16 protein-coding genes are annotated in these 15,702 nt (G+C 47.9%); 8 read left to right on the top strand and 8 right to left on the bottom strand.

From position 1 onward, the window contains the following. Positions 1–251 precede the first annotated feature (251 nt). The 5 genes from rhaB (at position 252) to rhaM (ending at position 5,486) form a co-directional block, all read left to right on the top strand. Positions 252–1,724, top strand: coding sequence for a rhamnulokinase (gene rhaB / locus IX31_RS16450; protein ID WP_034460388.1), 1,473 nt, complete (start codon positions 252–254; stop codon positions 1,722–1,724). Further along, positions 1,721–2,980: an L-rhamnose isomerase gene (locus IX31_RS16445; RefSeq protein ID WP_034460386.1), complete on the top strand. Its 1,260-nt coding sequence runs from the start codon at positions 1,721–1,723 to the stop codon at positions 2,978–2,980. Before rhaB ends, IX31_RS16445 begins: the two co-directional genes overlap by 4 nt. A gap of 113 nt (positions 2,981–3,093) precedes the next feature. Continuing rightward, complete coding sequence (rhaD, locus tag IX31_RS16440) at positions 3,094–3,918, top strand: rhamnulose-1-phosphate aldolase (RefSeq protein WP_034460385.1); 825 nt, start codon at positions 3,094–3,096, stop codon at positions 3,916–3,918. A gap of 108 nt (positions 3,919–4,026) precedes the next feature. Next, the gene (fucO, locus tag IX31_RS16435; protein WP_034460383.1) at positions 4,027–5,175 is read left to right on the top strand and encodes a lactaldehyde reductase; all 1,149 of its coding nucleotides are present in this window, start codon (positions 4,027–4,029) and stop codon (positions 5,173–5,175) included. After that, positions 5,172–5,486 (top strand): L-rhamnose mutarotase, encoded by a 315-nt coding sequence (rhaM, locus tag IX31_RS16430; RefSeq protein ID WP_034460382.1) that lies wholly within the window; start codon positions 5,172–5,174, stop codon positions 5,484–5,486. The genes fucO and rhaM overlap by 4 nt, the downstream gene beginning before the upstream one ends. 55 nt (positions 5,487–5,541) lie before the next feature. Here rhaM and IX31_RS16425 read toward each other — a convergent pair whose 3' ends face one another. Further along, positions 5,542–6,507, bottom strand: coding sequence for a chemotaxis protein (locus tag IX31_RS16425; RefSeq protein ID WP_034460380.1), 966 nt, complete (start codon positions 6,505–6,507; stop codon positions 5,542–5,544). 165 nt (positions 6,508–6,672) lie between these two features. Between IX31_RS16425 and IX31_RS16420 the strand changes: the two genes are divergently transcribed. From IX31_RS16420 to IX31_RS16410, 3 genes are all read left to right on the top strand, one after another. Beyond that, positions 6,673–7,719, top strand: coding sequence for a LacI family DNA-binding transcriptional regulator (locus IX31_RS16420; RefSeq protein WP_034460379.1), 1,047 nt, complete (start codon positions 6,673–6,675; stop codon positions 7,717–7,719). Positions 7,720–7,880: 161 nt separating this feature from the next. After that, the gene (locus tag IX31_RS16415; protein WP_034460378.1) at positions 7,881–8,951 is read left to right on the top strand and encodes an SIS domain-containing protein; all 1,071 of its coding nucleotides are present in this window, start codon (positions 7,881–7,883) and stop codon (positions 8,949–8,951) included. Positions 8,952–9,135: 184 nt separating this feature from the next. Then, complete coding sequence (locus IX31_RS16410) at positions 9,136–10,497, top strand: PTS transporter subunit EIIC (RefSeq protein ID WP_034460377.1); 1,362 nt, start codon at positions 9,136–9,138, stop codon at positions 10,495–10,497. A gap of 61 nt (positions 10,498–10,558) precedes the next feature. Here IX31_RS16410 and IX31_RS16405 read toward each other — a convergent pair whose 3' ends face one another. The 7 genes from IX31_RS16405 to IX31_RS16375 all read right to left on the bottom strand — a co-directional run bounded on the left by IX31_RS16405 (position 10,559) and on the right by IX31_RS16375 (position 15,393). Beyond that, positions 10,559–11,116 carry a P-loop nucleotide/nucleoside kinase family protein gene (locus IX31_RS16405; RefSeq protein ID WP_034460376.1) on the bottom strand — a complete coding sequence of 186 codons (558 nt, stop codon included), beginning with the start codon at positions 11,114–11,116 and terminating at the stop codon, positions 10,559–10,561. Continuing rightward, complete coding sequence (locus tag IX31_RS16400) at positions 11,113–11,550, bottom strand: PTS sugar transporter subunit IIA (RefSeq protein ID WP_034460375.1); 438 nt, start codon at positions 11,548–11,550, stop codon at positions 11,113–11,115. The genes IX31_RS16405 and IX31_RS16400 overlap by 4 nt, the downstream gene beginning before the upstream one ends. 9 nt (positions 11,551–11,559) lie before the next feature. After that, positions 11,560–11,829 carry a hypothetical protein gene (locus IX31_RS16395; protein WP_034460373.1) on the bottom strand — a complete coding sequence of 90 codons (270 nt, stop codon included), beginning with the start codon at positions 11,827–11,829 and terminating at the stop codon, positions 11,560–11,562. 68 nt (positions 11,830–11,897) lie between these two features. Then, complete coding sequence (locus IX31_RS16390) at positions 11,898–12,740, bottom strand: class II fructose-bisphosphate aldolase (protein ID WP_034460371.1); 843 nt, start codon at positions 12,738–12,740, stop codon at positions 11,898–11,900. Continuing rightward, complete coding sequence (locus IX31_RS16385; protein WP_034460369.1) at positions 12,727–14,094, bottom strand: PTS sugar transporter subunit IIC; 1,368 nt, start codon at positions 14,092–14,094, stop codon at positions 12,727–12,729. The genes IX31_RS16390 and IX31_RS16385 overlap by 14 nt, the downstream gene beginning before the upstream one ends. Then, positions 14,087–14,401 (bottom strand): PTS sugar transporter subunit IIB, encoded by a 315-nt coding sequence (locus IX31_RS16380; RefSeq protein WP_034460367.1) that lies wholly within the window; start codon positions 14,399–14,401, stop codon positions 14,087–14,089. Before IX31_RS16380 ends, IX31_RS16385 begins: the two co-directional genes overlap by 8 nt. A gap of 11 nt (positions 14,402–14,412) precedes the next feature. Continuing rightward, on the bottom strand, positions 14,413–15,393 hold the full coding sequence (locus IX31_RS16375; protein WP_034460365.1) for a 6-phosphofructokinase: 981 nt from the start codon (positions 15,391–15,393) through the stop codon (positions 14,413–14,415). Between the last annotated feature and the right edge of the window lie 309 nt (positions 15,394–15,702).

Genomic DNA, 15,702 nt, shown 5'->3' with positions numbered 1-15,702 from the left:
CCTTTGCACCTTAAATTTTCGACACGAAATCCGTTTAAAACTGCGCGTTTTTTAAGAAAGTCCGGGAATTATCAGGAAATGCGGCAAGTGTCACAGGTCGATGAAAAGAGTGATAAATATGAATCTGTGACATAACTCACGTTCATCTTTGCTTCTTTGCCAGCGGCTCATATGCACTGTCAGTGTCGAGAAGGTGGGCGATAGCGTTACTTTTTAGAGTGGGGTCAATTAATTTAGCAAGGACCCCGACAATGACTCTACGCCATAGTGTTGCGGTAGACCTGGGCGCTTCAAGTGGCCGTGTCATGCTGGCACGCTTCGAACGTGACACTCGCAGCATCTGCCTGCGTGAAATTCACCGTTTCACCAACTCCTTAAAACAGGCGGAAGGTTCCACCGTCTGGGATGTTGATGCACTGGAGCAGGAAATTCGCATTGGGCTGCAAAAGGTCTGTGATGAAGGCATTGCCATCAACAGCATCGGTATCGACACCTGGGGTGTGGATTATGTGTTGATTGACCAAAGCGGTAACCGCGTTGGGCAGCCTGTTTCCTATCGCGACAGCCGTACCGATGGCGTGATGGATCTCGCTTGTAAACTGTTAGGGCGTGACGAAATCTACCGCCGTACCGGCATTCAATTTCTGCCATTCAATACGCTTTACCAGTTCCGCGCTCTTGTAGAACAACAACCTGAGCTGCTTGATTGTGTCGAACATGCATTGTTGATCCCGGACTATTTTGCTTACCGCCTTACGGGAGAGCTGAATTGGGAATACACCAACGCGACGACCACGCAATTGATGAATATCAACAACGATAGCTGGGATGAAACATTGCTCGACTGGGCCGGTGTACCGCATAAATGGCTCGGTACGCCGACACATCCTGGGCGCGTTATTGGCCAATGGGTTTGCCGCGAAGGCAACAAAATCCCGGTAGTAAGCGTTGCCACTCACGACACCGCGAGTGCGGTCATCGGTGCACCACTCAAAGATAAAGACGCCGCATACCTTTCTTCCGGCACCTGGTCGCTGATGGGTTTTGAGAGCAAAACCCCTTATGCCAATAGCACTGCACTCGCCGCCAATATCACCAATGAAGGGGGGGCAGAAGGGCGTTACCGGGTACTGAAAAATATAATGGGTCTGTGGTTGTTGCAGCGCATCACCAAAGAGCTGGGTATTACAGATCTTGTCGATCTGATCGACCGTACCCGAAAGATCCCGGCGTGTCGTTTTGTCATAAACCCAAACGACGATCGCTTTATTAACCCGGAAAGCATGAGCCGTGAAATTCAGGCTGCTTGCCGTGAAAGTAACCAACCTGTTCCATTCAACGACAGCGAACTCGCTCGCTGCATTTTCGACAGCCTTGCGCTTCTGTATGCCAAAACATTGAAAGAGCTGGGCACTGTCCGTGGTCGCTCGTTTAGCAGCCTGCACATCGTGGGTGGCGGAAGCCAGAATGAATTACTTAACCAATTGTGTGCTGATGCCTGCGGTGTGCCGGTATATGCGGGCCCCATTGAAGCCTCAACGCTTGGCAATATCGGCTGCCAACTGATGGCGCTGGACGAAATTACTGATGTTGACGACTTCCGAAAAATTGTCGCCGCCAGCTACGAACTGAAATCTTTTATTCCCCAATCCGATAGCGAAATTGCTCGTTATATCGCGCAGTTTCCACTCAATATTCAAACACGTAAGGAGTTTTGCGCATGACCACATCTCTTGAACAAGCCTGGGAACTGGCGAAACAGCGCTTTGCTGCTGTCGGTGTTGATGTTGAAGCTGCCCTGCAACAGCTCGATCGTTTGCCGGTCTCTATGCACTGCTGGCAGGGTGATGACGTTGCTGGATTTGAAAACCCGGAAGGGGTGCTGAGCGGCGGGATTCAGGCTACGGGAAATTATCCGGGCAAAGCGCGAAACGCAGGCGAATTACGTGCTGATCTTGAACGTGCACTCAGCCTGATCCCTGGTCCAAAACGCCTGAACCTTCACGCTATTTATCTGGAATCAGAGCAACCCGTAGCACGCGACAAAATCAAACCAGAGCATTTCAAAAACTGGGTTGAATGGGCGAAAGCTAACAATCTGGGGCTGGATTTTAACCCGTCTTGCTTCTCACACCCGTTAAGTGCTGACGGATTTACGCTGTCGCACGTTGATGACGAAATTCGCCAGTTCTGGATTGATCATGTTAAAGCCAGCCGCAAAATTTCCGCATATTTTGGCGAGCAACTTGGTACACCGTCAGTGATGAACATCTGGATCCCTGATGGCATGAAAGATATCACTGTTGACCGCCTTGCACCGCGCCAGCGCCTGGTCGCAGCGCTCGATGAAGCGATGAGTGAAAAACTCAACCCGGCACACCATATTGATGCGGTAGAAAGCAAGCTGTTCGGTATTGGCGCAGAAAGTTACACCGTGGGTTCCAACGAATTCTATTTCGGTTACGCGACCAGCCGACAGACCGCACTGTGCCTGGATGCAGGCCATTTCCACCCAACCGAAGTCATCTCCGACAAAATCTCCAGCGCCATGCTGTACGTGCCACGCCTGCTGCTACACGTAAGCCGCCCGGTTCGCTGGGATAGCGACCACGTAGTACTGCTGGATGACGAAACACAAGCTATCGCCAGCGAAATCATCCGCCACGACCTGTTCGACCGCGTGCACATCGGCCTGGATTTCTTTGATGCTTCCATTAACCGCATCGCCGCGTGGGTTATTGGCACCCGCAACATGAAGAAAGCGCTGTTGCGTGCGCTGTTAGAGCCAACCGAAACCCTGCGCCAGCTTGAGAAAGAGGGCGACTACACCGCACGCCTGGCGCTGTTAGAAGAGCAAAAATCTCTGCCATGGGCTGCTATCTGGGAAATGTATTGCCAACGAAACGATACGCCGGTTGATGCCCAGTGGCTGAAGACGGTTCGCCATTACGAAAACGATGTTTTGAGCAAACGCGGCTAACCCTTTATTGGTGGATGGCGTTTCGCTTATCCACCCTACAACTGATGACCGAACGTAGGGCGGATAAGCGTGAGCGCCATCCGCCAGACCAATATCAAAGGAACCACAAGACTATGCAGAACATCCTCAAAGCCTGGTTTGTAGAAGGCATGATTAAAGCAACCAGCGATGCCTGGTTAAAAGGTTGGGACGAACGTAACGGCGGCAATATTACATTGCGCCTGGATGAAGCCGATATCGCGCCATTTCAGGCTGATTTCCATGCGGCACCGCGTTACATCGCACTAAGCCAGCCAATGCCTGAACTGGCGAACACGCCATTTATTGTTACCGGCTCCGGCAAATTCTTCCGCAATGTTCAACTGGCGCCTGCTGCAAATATTGGTGTGGTGAAAGTGGACAACCGCGGTACGGGCTATCACATCTTGTGGGGGCTGGAAAACGAAGCAGTACCCACATCTGAACTGGCGGCACACTTCCAATCCCACAGCGTGCGCATCAAAACCACGGGTGGAAAAGACCGTGTGATCATGCACTGCCATGCCACCAATCTGATTGCCCTGACTTACGTGCTGGAAAACTCCACGAATGTCATTACCCGCAAACTTTGGGAAGGCAGTACTGAATGCCTGGTGGTATTCCCTGATGGTGTGGGGATTTTGCCGTGGATGGTTCCGGGCACCGATGAAATTGGAACGGCAACAGCTGGCGAAATGGCAAAACACTCGCTGGTACTGTGGCCGTTCCACGGAGTGTTTGGCAGTGGCCCAACGCTTGATGAAGCATTTGGGCTTATCGATACCGCTGAGAAATCCGCTGAAGTGTTGGTAAAAGTCATTTCGATGGGCGGCATGAAACAAACCATCAGTCGTGACGAGCTTATCGCCCTTGGTAAACGTTTCGGTGTTACCCCACTGGCTGGTGCTTTAGAACTTTAAATCAGTGTAATGGTGGATGCGACTTCACTCATCCACTGTACTTCAATGGATTGTAGGCCGGATAAGCAAAGCGCCATCCGACATTTACGATAGTTAAGGAGCATAACAATGAGTTTTATGTTGGCCTTACCAAAAATCAGCCTTCACGGTGCAGGTGCAATCGGCGACATGGTGAAATTGATTGCCGCCAAACCTTGGGGAAAAGCCCTGATCATCACCGATGGGCAATTGGTGAAAATGGGTTTGCTGGATAGCCTGTTTAGCGCACTCGATGAACATCAACTTTCTTATGAATTGTTCGATGAAGTATTCCCGAACCCGACAGAAGAGCTGGTGCAAAAGGGCTTTGCCGCTTACCAGGCTGCCGATTGCCACTACCTGATAGCTTTTGGCGGCGGTAGTCCGATCGATACCGCCAAAGCGGTAAAAATCCTGACCGCAAACCCAGGTCCATCAACCGCTTATTCCGGTGTTGGCAAAGTCACTAACCCTGGCGTGCCGCTGGTGGCGATTAACACCACTGCCGGGACTGCGGCAGAGATGACCAGCAATGCGGTCATCATCGATTCCGTGCGCCACGTGAAAGAAGTGATTATCGACACTAACCTCATCCCGGATATTGCTGTGGATGATGCAAGCGTCATGCTCGATATCCCGGCAAGTGTCACTGCTGCAACAGGAATGGATGCGTTAACTCACGCCATTGAAGCTTATGTTTCCGTTGCCGCGCATCCGTTAACGGATGCTAACGCTCTGGAATCTATTCGCCTGATTAGCCAGTGGCTGCCAAAAGCAGTCGACGATGGCCATAACCTTCAAGCGCGTGAAATGATGGCTTACGGGCAATACCTGGCGGGTATGGCTTTTAACAGCGCAGGCCTTGGGTTGGTACATGCGCTGGCTCACCAACCGGGTGCGACGCACAACCTGCCGCACGGTGTTTGCAACGCGATTTTACTCCCAGTCATTGAAGCTTTTAACCGCCCGAAAGCCGTTGCACGTTTTGCAAAAGTTGCCGCAGCGATGGGTGTGAATACTCAGGATATGAACGAAGAAGAAGCCAGCCTGGAGGCTATTCTGGCTATTCGTGCGCTTTCTACGCGCGTCGGCATTCCATCTGGTTTCAGTCAACTTGGAATTCAGACCGCAGATATCGAAGGCTGGCTGGATAACGCTTTGGCTGACCCATGCGCGCCATGTAATCCACGCGTAGCGACCCGTGAGGAAGTGCGCGAGCTGTATCTGGAGGCATTATGATCCGCAAAGCTTTTGTGATGCAGGTAAACCCCGATGCTCATGAAGAATATCAACGTCGCCATACGCCGATTTGGCCAGAGCTGGAAGCGGTACTTAAACAGCACGGTGCTCATCACTACGCTATTTATCTGGATGTCGCACGCCACCTACTTTTTGCAACGGTAGAGATTGAGTCTGAAGCTCGCTGGAACGCCGTCGCACAAACGGAAGTCTGCCAGCGCTGGTGGAAGCATATGAGCGAGATAATGCCGAGCCATGCCGATAACAGCCCGGTAAGTGCCGAACTGAAAGAAGTGTTTTATTTAGAATAAAATTGAGGACGGGTGGCATTACGCGGCCCGTCCTTTTTCGGTCTAAACCAAAAAACTAAACCACCGCACCTTCCAACGCTTTGTTAATAACCTGGGAAAGCTCTTTCACATCGAACTTCGCCACATAGCCGTTCGCGCCCACTTTGCGGACGTGATCTTCGTTGGCACTACCTGATAGAGATGAGTGAATCACCACCGGAATCTGCTTTAACGAAATATCCGATTTGATATTACGGGTCAGGGTGAAGCCATCCATTTCCGGCATTTCAATGTCTGTTAGCACCATACCAATACGATCGGTGATCGGCTGGCCAGCGGCTTTGGCTTCTGCGGCGATAACTTTTATCTTCTCCCAGGCTTCCAGGCCCGTGGAATGCATCATTACCGGAATACCCATGCCTTTCAGCCCTTGCTCGAGCATCTGGCGGGCGACTTTTGAATCTTCAGCAACAATCGCGACAGCACCCGGTTTCAGAGGATTTGTATTCCCTTCAATAGCCGCCATATCGACTTTGCGTCCTGAAGGGATAATGTCGTAAAGAATCTGTTCAACATCGAGCACCAGCGCCAGTTCATCTTTGTATTCATCGCTATTGAGTGAAGCGATACTGGTGATATTACGGCTACTCACACCGGATTCGGCTGCATGAACCTGACTCCAGTCGAGGCGGATAATATTTTCCACCGACTCCACCGCAAATGCCTGCGTACTGCGGGCATATTCGGTAATTAAAAGAAGATTCAGGCCAGTTTTTGGTGTGCAGCCGGTAACGGCGGGCAGGTCGATAACCGGGATAAATTGGTCGCGAATATTTGCCATGCCCAACAGCGGTGACATCATCCCTGCCGCGCGGTTAATTTTCGGCATGGGCACAATTTCGCGCAGCTTAAATACGTTGATACCATACAGCTCTGATTTGCCGCCGTGCTGGCCTTCCCCTAAGCGGAACAACAATAGTTCAAACTTGTTGGATAACGCCAGGTTAGCCCTTTCATCAATATCTTTTTGAAAACTATCCATTTTAACCTCTGGTTGTAACCCGGCGGGTCATCGTTGCCCCGTTTCCTGTTTAAGTTATCGGCAGTTGGAATAAAAAGTGCAGTCTGTTTGGATGAAGAAAATCCCCCTTTGCTTCACCCGGCGCGTTGCCCTACTATTAACGCCTTGTAGGGACGGGACAAAAAAATGAAAAAGCCGCTAACAATCAAGGATATTGCTGAACTGGCCAATGTATCTATTGCGACAGTTTCCCGTGTTCTGAATAACAACAGCTGGGTGGCGGATAAAACTCGCGCCAGGGTCGAGAAAGTTATTCAGGAGCAGCAATTCAGCCCAAATTTGTTGGCGCGCGGTATGATTTCCAAAAAAACACAGACGCTGGCGATTGTCGTTTCCGATATCAGTAACCCATATTTTGTGATGCTGGTTGCTCAAATCGAAAATGAGAGTTTGCGGGCCGGATATAAAGTCACACTCTACGATACACAATCGGCGAATAAATCCTCTTCGCAGGGAGAAATTATCCCTGAAGAAAATATTTTTAACTCGATTACTGATAGCCAGATTGATGGGGTTATTATTCTTGGTGGGAATATTGATTATAATAATGTGCCAGAATCTTATTCCCATGAGTTGAAGAAACTTTGTGCGGCAATTCCGGTTATTGTCGTTGGGCGGCAACTGGCCGATGTAGATTATTCCTGTGTAGAGCGCGATCAGTCCGGGTGTGTTGCACTTGCAACTAATCACCTGATAAGTAAGGGCTATAAAAGTATCGGATTTATTGGTGGCTCGAAAAGCGTCTATATCACCCGGCAACGTATAGATTCGTTTAAAAGCACGCTTCAGCAAGCGAATATTGTGGTTAATGATAATCACATTGTATTAAATAATTTCTACTTACAGCATGGCTATGAAGCGGTAGATAAGTTGCTTTCGCAAAGTGAAAAACTGCCCGAAGCTATTGTTGCAATTAATGACCATGTTGCAAAAGGAGCCATTCGGGCATTAAAAGACAGAAATATTTCTGTGCCTGGAGATATTGCTATTGTCAGCTGTGAATATTTCCCCGGTAGCGAATATTTTATTCCACGCATTACAACTGTGAATCATCACAATGAACTCATCGGTAAAACAGTGATGCAAGTTTTAATGACATTGCTGAAAGATACCACTGAATCTGTAGTGCCTGAAAAAATCCAGCTGAGCCTGATACCAGGTGAGTCCTGCTAGCTCTATCTGAGCATTTCAGTATTTCTGATTTTTCCAAAACTCCCGCACACGATATTTTTTGATCCCCGCCACAATTGCTGAAAAGTGGATTGACAACCCCACTCAAGCTCCTCTAGCCTAAAACCTGAAAACGTTTTCAGGTTTTGATTTCAGGAGGGCCAATGAAGCCGACAATGATGACTTACATTCACGAAGAGCAAGCTACGCTTTCAGCAATGCTTGATCGTTATCCACATGATCTTCCAGAGATTAAAGGAAAGGGCACGTGGTTGGTTTTAGCTACTGGTTCAAGTATCAACGCCATCAAAAGCGCTAAATACTACGTGGAAAACCTGGCGAACGTGCGCATTACCGTGGAGGAACCGTTCCACTTCCAGCACTATGAACAAATGGATACCGCGACCGATTTAGTACTTGGGGTATCGCAAAGCGGCGAAAGCACATCCACTATCAATGCGATAAAACACATTGGTAAAAGTTTCCCGGTGGTGACCTACGGTTTAACCAGCAAACTGTCCAGCGAACTGGCGAAAACTGTCGATCACGCCATCGATATTGAAATTGGCGAAGAGCGCGTGGGTTATGTCACTAAAGGTTATGTGGCGACTATTTTTAAATTCATGTTGCTCGGTCTTTATACCGCGCGTTGCAATGGCTTAATCACTGAAACGCAGGAAGGCGAAGAGTTAGCGAAATTATCCGTTGCAGTAAAATCTATCCCGCAGATTATTGATACAACTGAAGTCTTCTTTGAAAAATGGAAAGATGAGCTTACTGCCTCCCCAAGATTTACGGCAATTGGCTATGGCCCAAGCGTGGGTGTGATTAAAGAAATGGAAACCAAGTTTGCGGAAACAATTCGCGTGCCATCGCAAGGGGTAGAACTGGAAGCCTTTATGCATGGCCCTTATTTTGAAGTCAACGGTAATCACCGGATGTTTTTCCTCGACACGCCTGGAGAAGCGCGTGAGCGTTTATTACTGCTGAAAGCTTATGAGCAAAAATATACCGATTATATTTACACCGTTAAATTAGGTGAAAGCAGCGATGAACGAACGCTCGCCATTAATGCTGATGTAGATATATTTATCGCCCCGTTACTGATGGTGATTCCATTCCAGATTCTGGCGCACCATATCGCGGAAGCGAAAGGGAATAATTTGCCACAGCGTATTTTCACCGATTTTGGTATTTCCGTTAAGAGTAAAACAAAACCTGGCGATTACGCCTGATATACCCTTCATATTTTAAGTCGCATGTGTGGTGGTATTACTCGGCCCTTTGGGGTGCAACTAGCCGCCTTCCTGCAACTCGAATTATTATGGGTATAGGTATAAATAGCTCGACCCTACAATGTTGCCTGATGTTTTTATCGGGCAATAAATACAGCGCAAACCTTGAAACTAAGGAAATACCATGACGACATATAGTCAGCTTGCCCAACAAATAATTAAGCATGTTGGTGAGACTGGGAATATTGAACATATTACTCATTGCGCAACACGCTTACGTTTTACATTAAAAGATAAAAATAAAGTGAATCCGGAAGCGCTATATGGTCTTCCTGAAGTCGTGAAATTAGTGGATAGCCCGAGTCAATTCCAGATAGTGATTGGCCCGAAAGTCGATCAGGTATTTTCAGCGATTAAAGAGCTGCTCGGTGAACAAACGCCTGTAGCTGAAGAAACAACGGCACAAGGCTCATGGGTAAGCCGCTTGCTGGCGACACTTTCCGCCATTTTCACACCTTACATCGGTGTGCTGGCGGGCGTCGGTGTTGTAAAAGGGATTGTGGTATTGCTGCAAACAATGAACCTGGTGGATACGCATTCTTACGTGTTCACCGTGTTTAATGCGCTGTCGAGCGGCGTGTTTGTGATGTTGCCGTTGTTTATCGCCGTTACGGCAGCTGAACGTTTTAAAACGAATAAATTCACCGCGCTGGCACTGACTGCGGCGATGATCTTCCCATTAACCGATCCAGGTGTTCCCGGTGCATTCCATATTATGGGACTTGCGCTGAACGTTAAGATTTATGGTGGCGCAGTTATCCCTGCTGTATTTGCCGTGTTGTTCCTGAGCTATGTGGAACGCTGGCTGAAAAAGATAATCCCTGAACTGGCTGCTTTTGTATTTGTGCCTTGCTTATCGCTCATCATCTGCGGGTTTGTGGTGTTCACCTTAATTGGCCCGATTGCAGATTACGTGGGTGTCGGTATTGCTAACGGATATGCATGGCTTTATAACCTTAGCCCGGTCATTTCTGGCGCGCTGCTTGCCGGCATTGGCCAACTGTTTGTGGTGTTCGGTGTGCACTGGGGCATCATCCCACTGGCGCTGATCAATATTCAGGTCAACGGCTACGACACTATCATGGCGATGTTCATGTCGGCGGTAATGGGGCAGTTTGGCGCGGCATTCGGTGCAATCTTTATTGCCCGCAACCTCAAGGACAAACAGATTGCGATTTCTGCCTCAATTTCTGCCTTCTTCGGTATAACTGAACCGGCGCTGTATGGCGTGAACCTGAAATACAGAATGCTGTTTGTCTTCGGTTGTATTGGTGCGGCGTTGGGCGGTGGCATCACCGGTTTGTTGGGCGTTAAAACTTACAGTTTCCTGCCAGTACTTAACGTGTTCGAGTTAGGTCTGTTCAGCGGCCCGGATTCAAAAATGATTTATGAAGTGTTTGCGATAATCGTCGCATTTACTGTCCCTGCGGTGCTGACCATTGTTTATGGTAAGACGCGCAAACTGGTGGCTTCTCCGGCTTCTTGATTTATCCCTAAGCCCTCTGGAATGCAGAGGGCTTAACTGACCAACGAAATCAGCATTCGTATTAGTCTCCAAATTCTTTACTCAGCCATGTAAGGAGACCGTCGGTGTCTATCGGCTCTCGGTGGTCCACGGTGTAAACCGGCCCAAGTGACATCGGCTTTGCGTTATTCGCAAGTTTTACCAACTCCGGCAGATATTCTTCCCCTGGGTGCCCGTGGCGTCTTACGCCGAGCCGCAGCGCATAGCGTTCGGCGGCAAGATCGCCGGGGACATGGTTCCACACTTCCAGAACGCGTGTGATTCCCGCCTGCTCAAGATAACGTTCAAGCACCTCTTTCGGCTGGAAGCCAAACCATGCATCGACAATAAAGACACACTGTGTTGGGCTATCGGCCACTATCGACCAAATCACCTCATAAGCGGCACTTCCGAGGCGGCGGTTGAATGGCCGATCAATTTCATCGAACTGCGCCATAAAAGGCTCTTTTATGCCATCGATGGTCAGAATCGGTAGCGCAAAATGTTCGGACAACAAGCGGGAAATCGTGCTTTTGCCTGAGGCGGGTACACCGTTCACAAGTACAACCGTTTTGCCCTGTGTTCGCATGGTCTGGCTCATAATATTGCGATCACCTCTTCCTTGCCTTTTGCCCGACGTAGTTTTGCCATTACATCATCATCGCCCAACAAATTAACAATCGCGCGGATACCTTCTTCGATATGTCCATTGCTGTCACAGGCGGCAAACATAATCACGATATCGGCCTTTTCGCTGTCGGCAAAGGCGATGGGTTCATCAAGCAAAACCAGACTGAAGCAATTTTTCATCACCCCGCATTCCGGGCGAGCGTGGGGCATGGCGACGCCCTCTTCAAAAACGTAATACGCGCCATGCTCCAGGGTGTTATTAATGACTGCCTGGTAGTAAGAGGGCAGGATATAGCCATTATCAACCAGCGGTTGAGCCGCAAGTCTAATCACCTTTTTCCAGTCCGTTTCGCGCACGCCAACTTGTATTGCCTGCGCTTCAATTAATAACTCTTTAATGGCCATGAGTTCTCCCTAAATATTCTTGCGAATAATATTTCTCAGCTCATCAATTTTGATAAATAAAGCATCGATATGCTGACGGTGTGTTTTACTCTTCGCAAAAACTTGTAACGCCTGGTTATAGCGCAACATTAATGCTTTTTGTGTTTCGCCATTATTTGGGTTTTCCGTTAACGTGTTTTCCAGAGCAGTTAATTCAGTTTCAAGTTGTACGGCTTGAATATCATATTGCGCCGTATCCGAATTATCACTGTGAAAAAATTTTTTTAAAGATCCAAACATAGCTAGCTCCCGCCCGACGGTTGCCACGCAACCAGGGTTACAATGAAGAGTAGAGGATAACGCCTGCTTTATTTAAATAATGCGATCTTTTCGATTAATACCGCAGCGACTGCATCATTTGCCGGAATTAAGAATTTACGCACGCTGTCGTTCACTTTGCCTTTCTCAAACGTCTCTTTGCAGTGCCCGACCCATTGCACGTTCATTTCGGTACCGACGTTAACTTTATCAATCCCTCCGGCAACGGCGCGGCGCATATCTTCATCGCTAACACCTGTGCCGCCGTGCAGCACCAGCGGGGTTTTGGTCACTTCGCTGATATCCGCCAGGCGTTGATGCTGAATTTTCGCTTTACCGGTATATAGGCCGTGTACCGTCCCGACGGACACCGCCAGCATATCGACGCCGGTTTCATCCACAAAGCGTTTGGCATCTTCCGTGGTGGTAAAGCAGATATCTTCCATGGCGACCGCTTTGCCATCTTCTGAGCCGCCAATCGCGCCTAATTCTGCTTCTACAGAGATATTACGTGGGCGGGCGATATCAATCACCTTGCGGGTATTAGCAATATTATCTGCCATATCCAGATGAGAACCGTCATACATTACCGAGCTAAATCCAGCGTCGATGGCCGTTTTAATCGATTCAATATCTGAGCAGTGATCCAGATGCAAACAAGTCGGTATTTGCTCGCTTTCGGATAAAGAACGAATGGAATCCACTAATAAACGATAACCTAAATATTCCGCAGTCCCGGTAGAAATTTGAATCATTAATGGGCTATTGGTTGCTTTGGCAGCTTTAAAATAAGCAGGCAGCATTTCAAGGCAATGCAAATTAAAGGAACCTACCGCTTTAAATTTACGCTCTTTGGCTACCTGTAATAAATCCGGGAAGTTATACAGACTCATGTGCTTTTTCCTCTTGAGGTTTGGTTGATTTGCCATTTACGAACCAGGCGATAAGAGCGACGAACAGGATGAATAAGCCGACAAAAGTCCAGTTATTCTGGAATACATGTCCCAAAATCAGGCCGCTACTGATCACATCAGAATCACTGAAAGTCACACCGGTAAAGCCGTAGCTTTCAAGCATTGGCACCAGGATGGCAGGAAGGAAGGTAATAAACAGGCCGTGGACTACACCGCCGATGATTGCACCGCGTCTGCCACCCATCGCGTTACCGAAAATTCCTGCGGTGCCGCCAGCAAAGAAGTTGGTCAACAAGCCTGGCAGAATCATCGCCAGGCCAAACATTGGGAAGACAATCATGCCGATGATGGAGCCGACAGTTGTGGCAAGGAAACCAACGATTACGGCATTGGGGGCGTAAGGGAACAGCACCGGGCAGTCCAGGGCTGGTTTGGCATCCGGTACGATGCGCATCGCGATACCACGGAACGCAGGCACCAGTTCGTTAAGCAGTAGACGCACACCGCTATAGAGCACGAATACCCCAGCAACAAACTGAATCGCCTGCATAAAAGCAAACATCAGGTAATTCACGCCGTTGGAGTATTGGCCGATGTATTCCGGACCAGCCGCCAGAGCAGGAATCAAATACATCGGGATCATGACGACGGCCATCGACAAATAAGTGTCTTGCAGGAATTTAAAGTTATCCGGCAAAACCAGGTCTTCAGTGGATTTCGACCCTTTGCCAACGACCTTCGCCACCGCAGCCTGCACCAGGTAACCGATAGTACAGAAGTGGCCCAGAGCTACATCGTCAGTACCGGTAATACGGCGCACCACGGGTTGGGCGAGGGCTGGCATCAGCACCGCCATAACTCCACCGAAGATCCCGCCAGTAAGAATCAACGGTAGGCCAGTCAGCCCTGCTTTATAGCCGATAACTGCACCAATCGTTGCCATCCAAAGCAGTGCTTGCCCGGTGAGAAATATGTACTTAAACGGCGTGATACGGGCAATGATGATGTTGACGATAAATATCACCATTAGCGTAAGAGCCACTTCGGAACCCAGCTCACGGTTTGCAAGCCCCGCAATAGCTGCCACATCTGTGATGTAGCCTTTCATGCCAAATCCATGGGTGAAGATATCGTTCAGGAAAGTCAGCGTATCAACAATAATGTTGATACCTGCCATCATGATTAAAAAACCAAGCAGCGTTTTAAATGTACCCTCCGCGACCTTACCCTTTGATTTTTTTTGTAGTAAAAGACCGAGCATGGCAATAAAGGCAATCAATATTGATGCCTGCCCTAGCAGGTCTTTAACAATAAAGTTAATGATGCTATTCATGGTCGAATACCTTCACATTGCGATCTTTTAAAAAGGCGACAATCTTTTGTTCGATTTCGTCTTTATCCGTAAGGCGGTGCAGCACAATGACGCGTTTAATTTCTTCTTCACTTGCATCGGCTGTTAAAATATCGGCGAACGTTTTTTGCGTTAAAATAATGTCAGATTTAAAGGCTCCCGCTTCTGAAACAGTTGTGTGATCAATTTCTGCCGGAATCTGAAGTTTTTTAAGTACCGCAGTTGCAGCCATTTCTATGGCGAAACTGGAACCTAAACCGCAGCCACATACACAAAGAATTTTAAGCATTGAAAGTCTCCTCAAATAATATTGAGCTGCTTCGCTAATTTATAATGATGCCCTTCGGTGTCGACGAGGCGTTTTTGCATACTGATTAAATCTATAGGGATCGGTTTGTTACTCGAATTAATAATAATGGCTTTATTTCTCATACCGGACTGGATACAACGAACGACTTCGCCTGCCATAATAGTGCCCTGATAGATTTCCTCGCAGGTAGGGTCACCGTTACGTAGGCTATAACCAATAATTGACTTACGAATGCGTACACCAATTTTCGGTTCAAGCTGTTTAATCATGGTGTCAATTGCCCCCTGAAAGCCGGGGGAGTATTCTTTGGTATAACCTTCAGAGCACAGAATCACGACGCTGTTTTGTGTCTCAAGTCGTGCCCTAATCTTATGTGCCAGTTCGCTCAGCGACTGTTGGCACTCAGGGATTAGTGCAAAATCAGCGTTGCTTTTAATCGCCGATTGCAGTGTCAATTCACCGCAGTAACCACCCAGCAGTTCAACCATAAAAACACGCCCTGGCAAAGCGCGGCCTGTATTACGCAACTTGGCGACTTCTTTAATGACTTGCTCACATGCTGTTGAAAAACCGATGGTGTAATCACTGCCGTAAACATCATTATCGATGGTCATGCCGACACCAAAACAATTCACACCATATTCACTGAGGTTATTCAGAAATTGTAATGATCCATCGCCACCAGCCATAATAAGTACATCGATATGCAGGTTTTTTAACTGTTTTGCGATAGTTTCATATTCACAGCCCATTAATTTACGGTTAGTTCGACCTGAAGACATAATCGGAATGGATGCTACGGAAAAATCCACTAAATCCCGGATGGAAATATCCTGGTGTTTATTCTGCAATAGACCTGGAATACCACCGTTAAACAAAACGATTTCTGCTTGAGCCAGTCGGGAAACCTGAAAAACGAAGTTATTTATCCCCGTGACATCACCGCCGCTAATTACCATGCCGATTCTCATGACATTTGCCTCGTTTATTTTCCTTGCAGCTATTTTTCCCTTTAAACAAGCCTTGGATTTGCAGGTGACATCACAAAATTGCTATTAATTTATTAGGGAGAGTGGTTGACAGATGTTTTTTTGAGGTGATTTTTGTGATTTAAATCACAAGTTTTTGGTGTGGAAGTGATGAGCAAGAGATAAGAAAAGTCTCTATATTTCAATGGATTAATCTTACTGATTGGAAAATGGAATTCTCCCATATTATTGGTGTTGTAAATGAATAATATTAGCTTTCAAAAATGTGACTACTCACGCATTTTTCTGCGG

Origin of the sequence: Buttiauxella noackiae, from assembly GCF_000737905.1 — a bacterium.
Taxonomy (GTDB): Bacteria; Pseudomonadota; Gammaproteobacteria; order Enterobacterales; family Enterobacteriaceae; genus Buttiauxella; species Buttiauxella noackiae.
The sequence above is the reverse complement of the archived record's forward strand: the minus strand, read 5'-3'. Positions and strand labels throughout refer to the sequence as shown.